This is a genomic window from Desulfovibrio aminophilus DSM 12254, from assembly GCF_000422565.1.
In the GTDB taxonomy this organism is placed as follows: Bacteria; Desulfobacterota; Desulfovibrionia; order Desulfovibrionales; family Desulfovibrionaceae; genus Aminidesulfovibrio; species Aminidesulfovibrio aminophilus.
This window is the reverse complement of the sequence record NZ_KE383875.1, coordinates 357,937-375,634: the sequence shown is the minus strand read 5'-3', so window position 1 is coordinate 375,634 and position 17,698 is coordinate 357,937. Positions and strand designations below refer to the sequence as shown.

General features: G+C 67.3%; 11 protein-coding genes. 9 read left to right on the top strand and 2 right to left on the bottom strand.

Annotated features, from left to right (window positions below):
- Positions 1-23 precede the first annotated feature (23 nt).
- Positions 24-1,046, bottom strand: a complete 1,023-nt coding sequence (locus tag H587_RS0114235) for a TerC family protein (protein WP_034609547.1) — start codon at positions 1,044-1,046, stop codon at positions 24-26.
- Positions 1,047-1,126: 80 nt separating this feature from the next.
- Positions 1,127-2,167: a Tim44 domain-containing protein gene (locus tag H587_RS0114230; RefSeq protein WP_051202908.1), complete on the bottom strand. Its 1,041-nt coding sequence runs from the start codon at positions 2,165-2,167 to the stop codon at positions 1,127-1,129.
- Positions 2,168-2,656: 489 nt separating this feature from the next.
- Between H587_RS0114230 and H587_RS0114225 the strand changes: the two genes are divergently transcribed.
- From H587_RS0114225 to hisC, 9 genes are all read left to right on the top strand, one after another.
- Positions 2,657-3,433 carry a DUF169 domain-containing protein gene (locus tag H587_RS0114225; RefSeq protein WP_027176818.1) on the top strand — a complete coding sequence of 259 codons (777 nt, stop codon included), beginning with the start codon at positions 2,657-2,659 and terminating at the stop codon, positions 3,431-3,433.
- 182 nt (positions 3,434-3,615) lie between these two features.
- Positions 3,616-4,254, top strand: a complete 639-nt coding sequence (locus H587_RS0114220) for a CerR family C-terminal domain-containing protein (RefSeq protein ID WP_027176817.1) — start codon at positions 3,616-3,618, stop codon at positions 4,252-4,254.
- On the top strand, positions 4,251-5,423 hold the full coding sequence (locus H587_RS0114215) for an efflux RND transporter periplasmic adaptor subunit (protein WP_156904565.1): 1,173 nt from the start codon (positions 4,251-4,253) through the stop codon (positions 5,421-5,423). The genes H587_RS0114220 and H587_RS0114215 overlap by 4 nt, the downstream gene beginning before the upstream one ends.
- Positions 5,420-8,533, top strand: coding sequence for an efflux RND transporter permease subunit (locus tag H587_RS0114210; RefSeq protein WP_027176815.1), 3,114 nt, complete (start codon positions 5,420-5,422; stop codon positions 8,531-8,533). The genes H587_RS0114215 and H587_RS0114210 overlap by 4 nt, the downstream gene beginning before the upstream one ends.
- A 208-nt stretch (positions 8,534-8,741) precedes the next feature.
- Positions 8,742-11,837 carry a hypothetical protein gene (locus H587_RS18865; protein WP_211219515.1) on the top strand — a complete coding sequence of 1,032 codons (3,096 nt, stop codon included), beginning with the start codon at positions 8,742-8,744 and terminating at the stop codon, positions 11,835-11,837.
- A gap of 71 nt (positions 11,838-11,908) precedes the next feature.
- Positions 11,909-12,919 (top strand): ABC transporter substrate-binding protein, encoded by a 1,011-nt coding sequence (locus H587_RS0114195; RefSeq protein ID WP_034609449.1) that lies wholly within the window; start codon positions 11,909-11,911, stop codon positions 12,917-12,919.
- On the top strand, positions 12,916-15,267 hold the full coding sequence (locus H587_RS18860; RefSeq protein ID WP_084630804.1) for a SpoIIE family protein phosphatase: 2,352 nt from the start codon (positions 12,916-12,918) through the stop codon (positions 15,265-15,267). Before H587_RS0114195 ends, H587_RS18860 begins: the two co-directional genes overlap by 4 nt.
- A gap of 11 nt (positions 15,268-15,278) precedes the next feature.
- The gene (locus tag H587_RS0114185; RefSeq protein ID WP_051202906.1) at positions 15,279-16,586 is read left to right on the top strand and encodes a hypothetical protein; all 1,308 of its coding nucleotides are present in this window, start codon (positions 15,279-15,281) and stop codon (positions 16,584-16,586) included.
- A complete protein-coding gene (gene hisC / locus H587_RS0114180) occupies positions 16,567-17,679 on the top strand; it encodes a histidinol-phosphate transaminase (protein ID WP_027176812.1) in 1,113 nt (370 codons plus the stop codon). Before H587_RS0114185 ends, hisC begins: the two co-directional genes overlap by 20 nt.
- Positions 17,680-17,698 lie beyond the last annotated feature (19 nt).

Genomic DNA, 17,698 nt, shown 5'->3' with positions numbered 1-17,698 from the left:
CGCCGACGTCGAGCCGCCGGTATTCAGTTGTTGCGGGTTTCGCCGTCGTCGGCCGTCGGGCCGTCCTTTTTGGCCGGGCTTCCCGGCACCCACCAGCGGGCCGCCTGTCTGCGGTCCTCCTCTTCCGGCGCGGCGCGGGTCTTGAGCAGCGAGATGAGCATGGAGCCCGCGATGATCGCGGCCGTGGCCCCCAGGGCCCATTCCGTGGGGATGACCTTGGCCTCGAACCAGGCGTTCAGGAGCATCTTCGCGCCCACGAGAACGAGCACCAGCGAGAGCCCGTACTTGAGGTAGTGGAAGCGGTGGATGACCCCCTCGAGGGCGAAGTAGAGCGCCCGCAGGCCGAGGATGGCGAAGACGTTGGAGGTGTAGACCAGGAACGGATCCGTGGTGATGGCGAAGATGGCCGGAATGGAGTCCAGGGCGAAGACCACGTCCGTGAATTCGATGAGCGCCAGGACGATGAACAGCGGCGTGATGTGCAACGCACCGTTCCGCCGGACGAAAAAGTGGCGGTCTTCGTAGCCCTCGGTCACGCGGAAGTGGCGGCGCATGAAGCGGTTCACGGGGTTGCGCGCCAGGTCCGGTTCCTTGCCCACGGTGATGAGCATCTTCACGCCCGTGAACACGAGGAAGGCCCCGAAGACGTAGATGAGCCAGTGGAAGGCCGCGATGACCGCCGCTCCAGCCACGATGAGCGCGGCGCGCATGGCCAGGGCGCCCAGGATGCCCCAGAACAGGACCCGGTGGCGGCAGTCCTTGGGCACGGCGAAGTGCGTGAAGACGAGGACGAAGACGAAGATGTTGTCGACGCTCAGGCTTTTCTCGATGAGATAGCCCGTCAGGTACTCGGCGGCGGCCTGGGGCCCGAGGAAGTGGTGGAGGCCCGCGCCGAAGGCCAGGGCCAGGATCACGTAGCCCAGGCTGAGCAGCAGGGATTCGCGCACCCCGATCTCGCGGCCGCCCCGGTGCAGGACGCCGAGGTCCAGGGCCAGCAGGGCCAGAACCAGCAGGTTGAAGCCGATCCACATCCAGGCGGTGCTCATCATCGCTCCGTCATATCATGGTTGTCCGTCGGAATGAAACCCGGACCGGGATTTTCCCGGCCCGGGTCACGAACGGGCACTCAGTTCTCAAGCTGCTGGATGCCGTCGAGAAGCCATTCGGGCTTGGCCGAGGACTCGTCGCGGCGGATGCGCCAGACCTCGCGGGCCTGGCCGGGCATGGAGGCGGCCTGGTCCTCGCGCAGCAGGGCGTCGAAGAGCACGGTCATCACCGTGTGACTCCCCTCGCGTTCCACCTCGACCACCCGGGCCTCGACCATGAGCACGTCGGTCTTGCCGGGATTCGGATCCTCCTGGGCCTGGCGGGCGATCTCCTCGAAGACCTCGGGGGTGGTGAAGGAGCGGATGTCCTCCAGGTCGCGCTTGTCCCAGGACGCTTGCAGGCGGGAGTAGAGGGCCTTGGCCCCGGCGATGAACTCGGCCTCGTCCACGCCCTCGGGCATGACCGGGCCGGTGGGGACGGTCGCGTCCTGCCGGGAGGAACCCGCGCGCAACGAACCCCAGCCGTCGGCGTTGTCGCGGACGTCGGCGGGGTCGGAAGCGGCCGGGCCGGAGGCATAGGCGAAGCGCTCGCCGCCGATGGGCGCGGTCCGCTGCTCCTGGGCCGCGCGGCGCGAGCGGAAGAACTTCATGAGCATGTAAATACCCACGCCCACCAGGAGCATTTCCAGGAGGCCGAAGCCGCCGCCGAAACCGCCGCCGAACAGGAGCGAGCCGATCATGCCGCCCATGAGCAGGCCGCCGATCATGCCGCCGATGCCGCCGAAGCGAGAGAGCCCGCCGCCGGCCTTGCCGGCCTGCTGGCCCGGGGCGGCCTGCTGGTTCTGACCCGCGTTGTCCTGTCGTTGGGTGGGCGCACCCTGTTGGTTGGGCGGGGGAGTGGGCTTGTTGTAGGGCTTGGAGTAGGAGCCCCCGCCGCCGAAGGAGCGCCCGCCTCCGAGGCGCTTGGCCTCGGCATGGTCGAAGGACGCGAAGAGCACGGCCGCCGCCAGCAGCGCGGCGAAGAAGCGGCGCGCGAAAAGCGCGGCCCCGCTGCGTGCGGGAGCCGTACGGAATGATCCGTCGTTTGTGGGGGGGATGGGGGAAAGCGTGTCGTGTCGCATGGAAGCCTCCAGGTCTGTTTTGGCTGGAGGTTCCAAAAAAAAGAGACCTCCAGCATGATCGCTCACGCGGAAGGTCTGGCTCATCGGTAGGTCACCGACGACAAGGCCAAGCGCCGAAAGCGGCGCCAGTATTGTTGACCTTGTCCGAAAGAGCTACTCCCCTTCGACTGTTGAGATGGCAGATAAACCGGATTTCACCAGCTGTCAAGACCATCCCGGCGAAAGTCGGGGGTGTGGTTCGACATGCTGATGTCACGAGTTGCTGATGCGGCGTGACACTTCGTGAAACGATCATTTTCGTGCCGAATCGTTCTGTTTCGCACAATGTCGTATCCTGTTCAAAGGGAGAAATGAGCAGAAAAGCATGATGTCGCGTCTTTCTTTTCACAATGGACGATTTTTCTTGACCTCCTGTCTTGTTTCATACCAATGGCCTTGAAGGAAAGTGAAACTTTCAGCCGCATGGAAACACGCACAAGGAGGATGACGATGACGCTTTCGTACCAGGACATGCAGCGCGTGCTCATGGAGGAGCTGCGGCTCTATCACTACCCCGTGGCCGTGCACTTCTTCTTCGACGACGCCGAACTGGAGCGCTTCAAGGCCGAGACCGAGTTCTACGTGCCGGTGAAACCCATGACCTTCTGCCAGTGGGAGATCGCCGCGCGAATGAAGGGCCAGACCGTGCTCGGCGCCAAGGAGACGTTGGGCTGCTCCAACGCCCTGGTCGGCTTCGGCTGGAAGGACATCGACGAGAACGAGATCAAGAGCCACCTCAAGTACTGCCGTGACGCCGAGCAGGCCGAGCGTTTCGTGCGCTCCAAGACCCGCCTGCCCCTGGGCGCGCTCAAGGCCGTCTCCGTGGGCCCCCTGGGCGAGGCCACCCTGCCGCCGTCCACGGTGCATTTCTACTGCGACAACATGCAGGCCTACCATCTCTGCGTGGACTACATGGCGGCCATGGACCAGCACCCGTTGCGCTCGAACATCACCATGAACTCCTCGGCCTGCGGCGGCAACGTCTATTCCTATTTGGAGAAGAGCGCCAACCTCCTGCCCGCCTGCTCGGGTTCGTACAACGCGGGCAAGACCGAGCGCGGGGAGATCAACTTCGTGCTTCAGGGCGAGGCCCTCGCGCCCACGGTGGAACGTCTGCTGACCCGCAAGCGTGAGCTGGGCAGCGGCGCCATCACCCGTCCCGGCGACCACTTCCCGGGCGCCGACGTCTGCAAGAACTGCCCCCTGATCATCTTCAAGAAGTCCTGATCCGCCTGTCCCGGCGGCGCGGATCCTCCGCGCCGCCGTTTCCTGGCGGAAACTCCGCCTGTGAAACGCTTCCCCGGCGGTCGGCTTTCTGCGCCGTCCCACCGAGAAATCCTTTGACAGCCGCTGTTCAGCGCCATAAACAACTGTTTCAACCTGCCCGTCGGAGGGGGAGGGGGTGCGGCATGACTCAGGACGGAACCCGCCAGCGGCTTCTGCGCGCCGCCGGGGAAATCATCTCGCGCAAGGGATTCCGCGCGGCCACCGTGCGCGAGATCTGCGCTCGGGCCGAAGCCAACGTGGCCTCGGTGAAGTATCACTTCGGGAACAAGCGGCGTCTCTACGAGGAAGTCCTGCAGGCGGCCTTCGAGGAGAGCATCCGCGACCACCCGCCCGATCCCGGCCCCGACTTTCCGCCCGCGGAGCGCCTGCGGGCCTTCATCCGCTCCTTCGTCTTCCGTCTGCACGGCTCGGGTCGGGGCTCCTGGTTCGGCATGCTGCTGACCCGCGAGATGTACGAGCCCACCGAGGCCCTGGACCAGCTCGTCCAGCGGGCCATCCGTCCCATGTCCAAGCTGCTCCAGGAGAGGGTCCGCGAATTGGGTGGTCCCGGCCTGGACGATCGCGCGGTGCTCTTTTGCGGCCTGAGCGTCGCGGCCCAGTGTCAGCATTTCTTTCGTTCCAGCGAGGTGGTTCGTCGCATCGATCCCTCGCTCCGCTTCGACCGCCAGGGGCTGGAGGAATTGGCGGACCACATTCTGGCCTTCTCCCTGGCGGCCATCGAAAATTACCGCCGCGCCGACAGCGCGGGAGGACGATCGTGATCACCCTCTTGCTCCTCACGAGGCCGCTTCATCCGGCCCGCCTCCTCTTCCGCCTTCTGCTCCCGCTGACCCTCTCGAGCCTGCTCCTGTTGCCGGGATGCGGCGGCAAGGAGGAGAAGGGCAAGAAACCCGTGCCGGTGTCCACGGCCACGGCCGAGAAGCGCACGATGCCCGTGGAGCTCAAGGCCGTGGGGTCGGTGGAGGCCTACGCCTCCGTGGCCATCAAGACCCGCCTGGGCGGCCAGATCCTGGAGCAGTTCGTGCGCGACGGCCAGGACGTGCGCCAGGGCGACCCGCTTTTCCGCATCGATCCCAGGCCCTACGAGGCCGCCGTGCGCGAGGCCCGGGCCAAGCTGGAGCGCGACCAGGCGCTGCTCAAGAAAGCCGCCGATGACCTTCGGCGGTATTCCGGGCTCATCGAGAAGAACGTCATCAGCCGGGAGCAGTACGAGCAGACCGAGGCCAACGCCAAGTCCCTGGCCGCCACCATCCGCCTGAACCAGGCCGAGCTGGAGAGCCGGGAGCTGGACCTCTCCTACACCCTGATCTCCTCGCCCATCGACGGCCGCGTGGGCCACATCCTGGTCACCCAGGGCAACGTCATCAAGGCCAACGACGACCGCGACCTGGCCGTGATCAACCAGATCCGGCCCATCTACGTGACCTTCGCCGTGCCTGAGCAGCACGTCACGGCCATCCTCCAGCGCATGCACGAGGGAACCCTGCCGGTGGAGGCGTATTCCTCCTCGGACGGCTCCTTCCTGGAGAGCGGCGCCCTCGCCTCGCTGGACAACGCCGTGGACAAGACCACCGGCACCATCAAGCTCAAGGCCGTCTTCTCCAACGAGAAGATCCTGCTCTGGCCCGGCCAGTTCGTGCGCGTGACGCTCAGCCTCTCCTCCCGCGAAGGGGTGGTGGTCGTGCCCTCGCGGGCCGTGCAGGCCGGGAACAAGGGACAGTACGTCTACGTGGTGACGGCCCAGAACGCGGCGGAGTTGCGCCCGGTGAAGGTCGGGACCATCATGGACGGGCTGACGATCATCGACTCCGGGCTGGAGGGCGGGGAAACCGTGGTCACCGAGGGCCAGATCCGTCTGGTGCCCGGAGCCCCGGTGCAGGCCGCCAAGGGCGCCGCGGCCCCGGCCGGGGCCGAAGGGGCGAAGCCGTGAACCTCTCCCGGCTGTTCATCGAACGGCCGGTCATGACCATCCTGGTCATGTTCGGCATTCTCATTTTCGGGACCATGGCCTACCGTTCCCTGCCGGTGTCGGACCTGCCCAACGTGGACTTCCCCACCATCCAGGTCACGGCCCAGCTCTCCGGGGCTTCGCCCGAGACCATGGCCTCCTCGGTGGCCGCGCCCCTGGAGCGCGAGTTCTCGACCATCGCGGGCCTGGACTCCATGAGCTCCACCAACACGCTCGGCACCACCAAGATCACCCTCCAGTTCAACCTGGAGCGCGAGCTGGACGGCGCGGCCCTGGACGTGCAGTCGGCCATTTCCGTGGCCACCCGCAAGCTGCCCGAAAACATGACCACGCCGCCCTTCATGCGCAAGGTCAACCCCTCGGACCAGCCGATCTACTACCTGGCCGTGTCCTCGGACACCATGCCGCTGTGGCAGCTCAACGAGTACGCCGACACGCTCATGGCCCAGCGCATCTCGTCCATCAACGGCGTGGCCTTGGTGAACATCTACGGTTCGGCCAAGTACGCCGTGCGCATCCAGGTCGACCCCGAGGCCCTGGCCAGCCGCCAGATCGGCATCGACGAACTGGCCGACGCCGTGTCCAAGGCCAACGTGAATCTGCCCACGGGCGTCATGGAAGGCGCCGACCGGGCCTACACCGTGCGCTCCGAGGGCCAGATCCTCAAGGCCGACGGCTACCGTCCGCTCATCGTGGCCTACCGCAACGGCTCCCCCGTGCGGCTCCAGGATGTGGCCCTGGTCTCGGACAGCGTGGAAAGCTCCAAGCGCGGCAACTGGTTCAACGGGGTGCCGGCCTTCGTCCTGGCCGTGCAGCGCCAGCCCGGCACGAACACGGTGGCCCTGGTGGACGCCGTCAAGGAACTCATGCCCAAGATCCGGGCCCAGGTGCCCGAGTCGGTGAAGATCGACGTGCTCTACGACCGCTCCGAGTCCATCCGCGAGTCCGTGTCGGACGTGAAGTTCACCCTGACGCTCACGGTCTGCCTGGTGATCCTGGTCATCTTCCTCTTCCTCCGCAACTTGCGGGCCACGATCATCCCCTCCCTGGCCCTGCCCATGTCCATCGTGGGCACCTTCGCGGTCATGCACGTCATGGGCTTCTCGCTGAACAACATTTCGCTCATGTCCCTGACGCTCTCCGTGGGCTTCGTGGTGGACGACGCCATCGTCATGCTCGAGAACATCGTCCGCCACATGGAGATGGGCAAGAGTCCCCTGCGCGCGTCCATCGACGGCTCCAAGGAGATCAGCTTCACCATTCTGTCCATGACCGTCTCCCTGGCCGCCGTGTTCATTCCCGTGTTCTTCATGGGCGGGGTGGTCGGCCGTCTGTTCCACGAGTTCTCCGTGACCATCATGGCCGCGATCCTCATTTCCGGCTTCGTTTCCCTGAGTCTCACGCCCATGCTCTGCTCCCTGGGCCTCAAGGCCCACCAGCCGGGCCAGGCCGAGAAGCCCAAGGGGCGGTTCCACGACTTCGCCGAATCCTTCTTCGATCGGTCGCTGGCGGCCTACGAGCGGACCCTGCGCCTCGTCCTGCGCCACCGCCGCCTGACCCTCTACGCCTCCTTCGGCCTGCTGGTCCTCACCGGCTGGCTCTTCTCCATCACGCCCAAGGGATTCCTTCCTTCCGAGGACACCGGCCAAGTCTCCGGCACGACCATGGCCGAACAGGGCGTCCCCTTCGAGGAGATGGTGGCCCGGCACAAGCGCGTCAACGAGATACTCCTGGCCGACCCCAACGTCGGCAAATTCACCACCCTGGTGGGCGCGGGCGGTCCCAACCCCTCGAGCAACAGCGGCCGCGTGTTCATCCAGCTCAAGCCGCGCAAGGAGCGGCCCCTTTCGGCCCAGCAGTTCGTGCAGTCCATGCGCGCCAAGCTGTCCTCGATTTCCGGCCTGCGGGTCATGCTCGTGGTGCCCCCGACCATCAACGTGGGCGGGCGGAGCGCCCGCGCTCTCTACCAGTTCACGCTCCAAAATCCGGACACCGAGGAGCTCTACCAGTACGCGACGGCCTTCGAGGCCCGCATGCATGAACTTCCCGGCCTGCAGGACGTGAGCAGCGACCTGGAGATCTCCAACCCCGAGGTCGTCCTGGACATCGACCGCGACCGGGCGGCGGCGCTGGGCGTCACGGCCTTCCAGATCGAGGACGCCCTGGCCTCGGCCTTCAGCACGCGGGAGATCTCGACCATCTACGCCAGCACCAACGACTACCCGGTGCAGATGGAGCTCCTGCCGCGCTACCAGGCCGACCCGGGGGCCCTGTCCATGCTCTACATCCGCACCAAGAGCGGCACGTTGGCCCCCCTGGACACCCTGACCAAGGTGGGCGTGGGGGTCGGGCCGCAGTCCATCAACCACACCGGCCAGATGCCTTCCGTGACCGTGTCCTTCAACCTGGCTCCGGGCCTGTCGCTGGGCGACGCCATGCCCCGGGTCCAGGGCCTGGCCTCGGAGATGCTGCCGGGCACCTTCTCCACCAGCTTCCAGGGCACGGCCCAGGCCTTCCAGTCCTCGTTCAAGGGCCTTCTGGCCCTGGTCATCCTTTCCATCGTGGTCATCTACATCGTGCTCGGCGTGCTCTACGAGAGCTTCATCCACCCCCTGACCATCCTCTCCGGCCTGCCGGCGGCGGGCGTGGGCGCGCTGCTGACCCTGCTGCTCTTCCGTCTGGACTTGGACATCTACGGTTTCGTGGGCATCATCATGCTCATCGGCATCGTGAAGAAGAACGCGATCATGATGATCGACTTCGCGGTGGAGGCCGAGCGCAAGGAGGGCAAGACCGCCGAACAGTCCATCTTCGACGGCGCGCTGGTGCGCTTCCGGCCGATCATGATGACCACCATGGCCGCGCTCATGGGCACCCTGCCCATCGCCATCGGCTTCGGCGCCGGAGCCGAGTCCCGGCGTCCCCTGGGCCTGGCCGTGGTCGGCGGCCTGCTGGTCTCCCAGCTTTTGACCCTCTACCTGACCCCGGTGTACTACATCTACCTGGACAAGCTGCAACGGCTGCTGGACCGGGCCTTCGGCCGGGCCCGCGGGGCCGGCGAGGCCGAGTAGAAAACTCGGCCTCGGGCTGAAAGGGCCTTTTTTCCGGCGAGATGCCGGGAGGATGCGCTTTTCAGCTTGACAGCGGGGCAAAAGATGTCGAGGTTGTGAAAAAAAGAACGCTGCGTTGTCGTGGCGTTAGATTTCGTCTTCGGGGGGCGTCGCGATGGAGGCGGGTCCGTCGCGGTTTTCCGGCCGGAAGAAGGGAAGGCTTTCGCGCATGGACTCGGGGCAGTTCCGCAAGCTTCCTCGCGGGTACTTCGACACGCGGGACTTCGACCTGCTCAACATCGTCAACGACGTGTTGAGCCGCAAGGATTACCCGAGCCTCAAGAAGCTCCTGTCCTCCTACCTCCATCCCCACGGCATCAAGGAGATGGCCGCCACCAAGGGCCTGCGCGTGGCCTACGCGGTCGTGCACCTGCTCGGCTCCCTGGAGACGGGGCGCACCGAGGATCGCCTGGACGCCCTGCGGACCCTGCGCGACGAGGTTCTGACCACGGCCACCAGCAGTCTGCGGCGCAACACCGCCCGGGTGCTCCTGCAGATCATGAAGGAACTGGTGCGCGGCCGGGGCGACCACGTGGCCCAGCTCAAGCTGGCCCGCGACTTCCGTTCCGCGGCCACGGGCAAGCCCCGCGTGATCCACGCCCAGCTGCGCAAGTACCACCTCATCGAGATGCCCGAGGAGTGGAACCAGGTCGCCTTCGACGACCACGTGCACGACGCCAACACCAAGGGGCGCAAGTCCGCCACGCACCTCATCATGGACGCCTGGATCAAGGGCATCCGCCGGCTCACGGTCATCTACTACAACTACGTGACCAAGGAGGTGGCCGAGGAACTGCTCGAGGCGGCCGCCATCATGGGCATGAACGTGCGCATCGGCATCGAGTTCTCGCCGCGTTTCCGGGGCCGCTACCTGAAGCTCATCCTGGCCTCGCGCGAGAACACCGACACCCAGGAGTATCTGCGCTTCCTGGCCGACCCCCAGGTGGCCGCCTTCATGGCCGAGGGCCAGAAGGTCTCCCAGTACCACCAGCGCTACGTCATGCGTGTCTTCGAGTCCTTCAACTCGAGCCACCGGCTGGCCCTCAACGAGCGCTTCGGCATTCAGCTCGACCCCCTGGAGAAGGACGACTTCCTGGCCTCCATCGGCACGGGCCAAGCCTCGCTCCTGCACCTGGGCAAGTTCATTCACGACGCCCTGACGCCGCTTCTGGCCGAGCGGGCCCAGCGTCTCTCGGCCTACTGCGCCCTCCCGGACAGCGAGGAGCGCCGAGGGCTCGACGATCTCGTGCGGGACATGAACGAGCTGACCCCGGAGTCGCTCATCGAGACCTACCTGGAGCCCGGCCGCAACCCGGACCTGCCCGACCCCAACGTGCCGGACGACGGCCCGGACGTGCCCTGGCTCCTGACCCTGGGGCCGGCCGAACTGGCCGAGGGCCTGACCCAGCTGCACGCCGGTTTCCGCATCGTGCTCAGCCTGTCCCGGCTGCGGGCCGAGGATGTGCTGGAAATCCTCTACGGCTGCCAGGGCCGCGTGACCCACCTGGAGGTCTTCAACCTCAAGGACTGCGCCCTGGGCAAGGCCGTGGACAACGAGCGCATCCTGGAGCTCCAGGCGGCCATCAACTCCCAGAACGTGGTGCGCCTGAAGCGTTTCATCCAGGGCGTCATCGCCAAGACCGAGACCTCCGCCGCCGCGGACGCCGCCGAGCGCGTGCGCGTCCTGGAGCGCATCCTCTGCGACATCCCCGGCTTCCAGTCCTACTACAAGTATACCCCGCTCAAGTCGCGGGTGGGCACGGACTCCACGGGCCAGTCCCACCGGCTGCACGGCATGGGCTACGTGATCCGCGAGACCCTGCCGGTACGGGGCCAGAAGGCCCTGGACTCCATTCAGTCCACGCGGCGGCGCATTCCCGTGCGGGCCAAGGCCTTCCTGCGCGAGACCTTCCGCCCCAGGGAGGGCGGCGGCTTCACCCGGCGCGGTCTCGGGCTGCTCGGCCGCCTGCCCGGCGGCCGACGGCTCTTCACCCGCGTGGCGCGCGACTGGGTGGTCCAGGACTACGCGGCCTCCCGGCCGGAGGAGAGCAACATCTACACCCTGGGCGGGGTGCAGAAGGATCCGCCCAAGGCCTACAGCCCGTGTGAGCCGCGGGAATCCCATCGAGCCATCCCGTTGCGCTACCTGAACAGCTGGCTCAAGAACTCGCTCAAGATCCTGCTCGGCTTCGTGCCCGCCTGCCTGACCTTCCTTCTCAGCAAGGACTGGTGGCTGCTGGCCTACGGCGGGGCCTTCATCTGGTTCGCCATCACCGGTGTGCGCAACGTCATCCAGTCCGTGCTCGGTTCGGGCGGATTCCGCCGTTCCCCGCTGCTGCGCTGGCGGGACTACGTGAGCTGGGAGCGGGTGGCCGACTCGCTGCTCTACACCGGCTTCTCCGTGCCCCTGCTGGACTGGCTGGTGAAGACCGTGATCCTGGACCGGGGCCTGTCCATCAACACCACGACGAGTCCCCTGGGGCTGTATGCGTTCATGGCCCTGGCCAACGGCCTGTACCTCATGAGCCACAACCTGTTCCGCGGGCTGCCCCGGGCGGCGGCTGTGGCCAACCTCTTCCGTTCGGTGCTTTCCATTCCCGTGGCCCTGGCCCTCAACGACGTGCTCGGCGTGGTCCTGGGCTGGGTCGGAGTCGTCGGCGTCAACGCCATCCTCCAGCAGTGGGCGGCGATCATCTCCAAGCTGGCCTCGGACACCGTGGCGGCCGTCATCGAGGGGCTGGCGGACCGGGGCCAGAACATGCGCATGCGGCGTTGGGATTACACCGGCAAGATCGAGCAGATCTTCAAGGTATACGCGCGGCTGGAGATGCTTTTCCCGCGCCAGGACGTGCTGCGGATGCTGGAGTCGCCCCGGGAGTTCCTCTCGACCATCGCCTCCGAGGGCCGGGACTTCGACAAGATCGTGGCGGTCAACGCCCTCGATCTTCTGTATTTCTGGTGGTACCAGCCCCGGGCCAAGAGCGTGCTCAAGCGCTGCCTGCGGGAGATGACCCAGGAGGAACGCAAGGTCTTCATCCTCTCCCAATACGTGCTGCTGGAGGCCAAGGAGATCAGCCAGCTTTTCCTTGACGGGCTGGTGGGCAAGGATTTCTCCAAGGCCCTGGCCTTTTATCTCGACTATTCCCGCAAGTACCTGGAGGAACTCCAGGAGCTGGCCCTGGGCAGCGCTCCGCAGGGGACCGCCGGCACCGTGAACGGGGCCGGGCTTGTCGCGAGTCCCTGCGCCGAGCCCCAGGGGCGCTGACATCCGGCGTCATTTCGTCGCGCGGAGGCGGTGGACAGCGTACGCCCCTTGCGTGTACGAAGACGGATACGATGACGAACGATTTCAGGCACGGACGCAGGTTTCTCGGCCCGGTCGCCGTTCTGGCGCTGGCCCTGACGCTGTGCCTTCCGAACTGCGCCCTGGCCATGAAACAGGCCGTCCTGCTTCTGCAATGGCTGCCCCAGGCCCAGTTCGCGGGCTACTATGTGGCCCAGGACAAGGGCTTCTACCGCGAGGCCGGGGTGGATCTGAAGATTCGGGCCGGCGGCCCGGACATCCTGGCGTCGCGCGAACTGGCCGAAGGAGAGGTGGAGTTCGCCACCATGTTCCTGGCCACGGGCGTCCAGCGCCGCGCCGAGGGCATGCCCATCGTGCATCTGGCCCAGATCGTCCAGCGTTCGGCGCTCATGCTCGTGGCCCGCAAGGACTCGGGCATCGTCTCACCCCGCGACCTGGGCGGAAGGCGCGTGAGCATCTGGGACAACGAGTTCCAACTCCAGCCCATGGCTTTGTTCCAGCGCCTGGGCGTCATCCCGGAACTCGTGCCCCAGGGAAGCACCGTGAACCTCTTTCTGCGCGGCGGCGTGGCCGCCGTCTCGGCCATGTGGTACAACGAATACCACACGCTTCTGGCCTCCGGGCTGGACCCTTCGGAGTTGACGGTCTTCTCCTTCTCCGACCTGGAGCTGAACTATCCGGAGGACGGCATCTACTGCCTCCAGACCACCTGGGACGAGGATCCGGAGATGTGCCGGGCCGTGGTCGCGGCCACCCTGCGCGGCTGGCGCTACGCCTTCGACAATCCCGAGGAGGCCTTGGAAATCATGCTCTCCCGCATGCGGGAGGCCAGGGTTCCGGCCAATCGCGCGCATCAGCGCTGGATGCTGGCGCGCATGCGCGACATCGTCATGCCCGCGGGGAACCGCCGGGGCGGCGGCGAGGCCCGCATGGGCAAACTGGACCGGCTGGGCTACCAGCGCATGGCCGCGGCGCTTCTGGAGCGGGGCCTGATCCCCTTCGCACCCACCTATGAGCGCTTCGCGCGGGAGGCCACGCCATGAGGCTCGGCGGCATCGCGCCCCGGCTGGCCCTGCTCGTGCTGCTCGGCGCGGCGGCGGTCCTCGGCGGGGTTTCGGCATATACCTACAAGGTCTGCCGGGACATCATCCTGGACAAGGTCGAGGAGAACGCGCGCAACCAGGCCCAGGCCACGGTGAACCGGATCGAGTCCGTGCTTTCGACCCTCCAGAAGGTGCCCTGGAGCACGGCCTACGCCTTGGAGAACGCGCCCCTGTCCAAGCCGGAGATCCTGCGCCTGGGCCGCCGCATCCTGGCCGACACGCCCGAGGTCTACGCCACGGCCGTGGCTTTCGAGCCTTACGGCTTCGACGGCAAGAGCCTGTATTACGCCCCCTATCTCTACCGCGACGGGGCCGACATTCGCGAAACCATGCTCGGCGGGGACTCCTACCGCTATTTCTATCAGGACTGGTACCAGCTCCCCCGGGAACTGCTGCGCCCGGTCTGGACCGAGCCCTATTTCGACGAGGGGGGCGGCAACATCCTCATGACCACCTACTCCGTGCCCTTCTGGCGCGAGGCGGACGGTGAGCGCCGCTTCACCGGCGTGGTCACCGTGGACGTGTCCCTGGAGTGGTTGCGTCGGATCGTCTCCGAGGTGCGCGTGCTGGAGACCGGATACGCCTTCATGGTTTCCCAGAGCGGGGTCTATGTGACCCACCCGGACATGTCCCTGGTGCTCAACGAAACCATCTTCACCCTTGCCGAGGAGCGGCATGACTCGGAGCTTCGGGCCGTCGGCCGGGACATGATCCGCGGCGGCTCGCGTTTCGTGGAGGCCGTGAGCCCCACCTCCGGCCGCGCGGGGTTTCTTTTCTATGCCCCCCTGCCCAGCAGCGGCTGGTCCCTGGGCGTGTTCTATCCCCGGGACGAACTGCTGACCGACGTGCGGCGCATGACCGCCATCACCACGGGCCTGGGCGTGGCGGGCTTCCTGGCCCTGGCCGCCCTGGCCGGGATCATCGCCGGCTCCATCACCCGGCCCCTGCGGCGGCTCTCCCAGGCCACCGGGGAGATCGCGGCCGGAAATCTGGACGCGGTCCTGCCCGAGGTGAAGCGCGACGACGAGGTGCGCGACCTGACCCGGGCCTTCGGCCACATGACCGCCTCGCTCAAGGACTACATCCGAGACCTGACCAGCACCACGGCCGCCAAGGAGCGCATCGAGAGCGAGCTGCGCATCGCCCACGACATTCAGATGGGCATCCTGCCGAAGATCTTCCCGCCCTTCCCGCAGCATACCCAGTTCGACATCTTCGCGGGCATCGTTCCGGCCCGCGAGGTTGGCGGCGACCTCTACGATTTCTTCCTCCTGGGCGAGGACCGCTTCTGCTTCCTGGTGGGCGACGTCTCGGGCAAGGGCGTCCCGGCCGCCTTCTTCATGGCCGTGGCCAAGACGCTCATGAAGGCCGTGGCCGATCAGGTCCACACCCCCGGCGAGATTCTCTCCAAGGTCAACGACGACCTGGCCGAGGAGAACGACTCCTGCATGTTCGTGACCATCTTCTGCGCGGTTCTGAACTTCCGCACCGGCGAGGTGGAGTGGGCCTCGGCCGGGCACAACCCGCCGGTGTTCGTCCGGGCCGGCGGGGAGACGGGCTGGCTGCCCGTGCTGCGCGAGCCCGTGGCCGGAGCCATGCCCGGCGTCCGCTACACCACCGAACGCTTCGTCATGAATCCCGGGGACACGCTCTTCGTCTACACCGACGGCGTCACCGAGGCCATGAACGGGGCCGAGGAACTCTACGGCGAGGATCGTCTGCTCCAGACCCTGGCCGGACTCCCCGGCCGCCCCGCCCGGGAGGTCATCGACGCCGTGGGCGTCTCGGTGGCAGCCTTCACCGGCGGGGCCGAGCAGTCCGACGACATCACCATGCTGGCCCTGCGCTTCCAGGGCGGCGAGGTGCGCGACCTGACCGGCGGAACCCAGGCTTTGCGGCTGCCCGCCGTCATGGAAAGCCTGGAGCCGCTGCGGGTCTTCGTGATCGAGCGCGCTGCCGGGCATCTGCCTCCGGAGGCCCTCTCCAAGGTGGAGCTGGCCCTGGAGGAGGCCTTGGTCAACATCTTCCACTACGCCTATCCCGGGGGGCAGGGCGAGGTGGAGGTGGCCTGCCCGCTGTCCGGCGAGCCCGGGGCTTTCGCCCTGAGCATCACGGACTGGGGCGGCGTCTACGACCCCCTGTCCGAGGCCGCCGTGCCGGACCTGACGGCCGGGCTGGACGAGCGTGAGCCGGGAGGTCTCGGCGTGTTCTTCATCAAGACCGTGACCTCGCACGCGCGCTACGAGCGCCGGGGCGAGGCCAACGTCCTCGTCCTGGCCTTCGGCTGAAGGAGGATCGGGTGAACGCGGCGATGGAAGGGATTCTCAAGCTGGAACTGCCGCCCGAGGCGGAATTCCTGTCCGTGGCCGTGGCCGCCGCCGAGGCCGCCGGACGGGCCTTCGGCCTGGGCGAGGCGCGTGTGCCCCGGCTGGCCCTGGCCGTGGAGGAGTTCTTCGAATATCTGCGCCGCGAGGCGCGCCGGGACGAGCCGTTGGGCCTGACCCTGCGCCGCCTGGGACCGGCCGCGCGGGCGGAATTCCGCTTCCGGGCCGAGCACCTGGATCTGCGGGCGTTGAACTACGCCGCCGGGGTGGCCCCCGGCGACGGTGGAGAGATGGGCCTCGTTTTGGCCGCGCGCTTCACCGACCGCTGCCGCCTGACCCTCTTGGGCAAGGACGACGTCCTGCTCGCCGCCGAGGTGGACCGCGAATATCCAGCGGCCGAGGCGTTGCGCGAGACGCCGAAGCTGACGCCGCCGTTCACACTCTCCGAGGCTCCGACCTCCGAGACCCTGCGCCACGCGGCCATGCTGGCGGCCGGGCGCTATCCCGCGCGGCTCTGCCCCAAGGGTTTCTTCAACCCGGGCCGGTTGGTGGACATGGTCGAGGCGGGCCTCTATTCGGCCTTGGCCGTCACCGACTCCGGCGGCCGTCCGGCCGGGCTCCTGCTCTGGCGTTCCCCGGGCGGACAGGGAGTGCTCTTTTCCGGGCCCTATGTTTTGGACCCCGAGCGCGGGCCGGAGATCGGCCGCCTGCTGGCGGAGGGATTCCTGGCCCGAGTGGCGCGCACCAAGGCCGTCTGCGCCGTGAGCGAACGACCCACCGCCGATCTGCCGGCCGAGTACTTCGAGCCCCTCGGGTCGCTGTTCTTCACGGCCGGGGGCGAGGTGGCCGAGCAGGCCGCCTTCTACCGCTCCCTGCGTGAGGATGAGGGCGCGGCGGTCTGGGCCCACCCGGACCTGGCCTCCTTTCTGGAGCGCGAGTACGACCGCCTGGCCTTCATGCGCGACATCCTGTCCCCGGACCCCGACGAGGGCCGGGAACGCGAGCACTCCCTGCTCTCCACGGAGCTGGACCTGCGGCGCGGGCTGGCCGTGCTGCGGCCCCTGCTGGGGGGCCGGGATCTGGCCGAAAATCTCGGGCGGCACGTGGAGGCGTTGCGGCGGGAGGGAATCCCGGACATCCTTTTCTACCTGGACATGGCCTGGTCCTGGCAGGCGGCCATGACCCCGGCGCTGCTGGCGGCCGGGTTCACTCCCCGGCTGGTGTTGCCCCATTCCGGCGTGTCCGACGAGGCGGTCTTCGAGCATGACCCCCAGCCTCGTTGATCTGGCCCCGGAGTATGTCCGGGGCTTCCAGGCCTACACCCCCAGCCGCCCCGATCCCATTCTGGCGCGTCAGTACGGCGTCACGCATCTGCACCGGCTGAACAACAACGAGAACGCCCTGGGCCCGACGCCCGCGTCCCGGGCCGTCATCGCGGAGTTCGCCCCGCCCCGCGCGGCCATCTACCCCAGCGGCGATTCCTACCTCCTGCGACAGGCCCTGGGCCGGGCCTTCGGCAAGGACCCGGACCGCTTCCTGGTGGGCAACGGCTCCTGCGAGGTCATCGCCAGCGTGATCAAGGCCTTCTGCGGCCCGGGCGACAACATCGTGACCGCGGACAAGACCTTCGCGGTCTACGAGTGGGTGGCCGACTTCTCGGGTTTCCAGGCACGCCTGGCCCCGCTCAGGGACTGGGGCTTCGACCCCGAGGGGATGCTGGCCGCCGCCGACGGCCGGACCAAGATCTTCTTCGTCTGCAACCCCAACAATCCCACCGGGACGTGGTGGGACGAGGGGCGCATGGAGCGCTTCCTGGCCGCCGTGGGCGGCCGGGCTCTGGTGGTGGTGGACGAGGCCTACCGGGAGTTCGTGGACACGCCCGGATTCCCGGACGGCATGGACCTGCTGGAGCGGCATCCCAACGTGGTGGTCTTCCGCACCTTCTCCAAGATGTACGGGCTGGCGGCCCTGCGCGTGGGCTACCTCTGCGGCGCGCCGGAGGTGGTGGACCTCATCCGCCGGACCCATGTGGTTTACTCGGTGAACACCCTGGGCCAGGAGGCGGCCCGGGCCGCCGTGGAAGACGACGGCGGGCACATGAAGGCCACCCGCGAGATGGTCGCCGCCGCCCGGGAGATCGTGCGCCGCGCCTGCGTGGACCTGGGCCTGGAGCACATCGGCGGGGAGGGCAACTTCCTCATGCTGCGCACGAAGCTCCCGGACACGCTCCTCTACCGCAAACTCATGCGTCGGGGCGTCATGGTGCGGACCATGACCGGCTTCCGTTTTCCCAACTGGATCCGCGTGACCCTGGGCCTCGCCCCGGTCATGGAGGAATTCACGGCCGCCTTGGCCGAGGTTCTGCGCGGGGCCTGAGCCCTGGAGCCGGAGACGG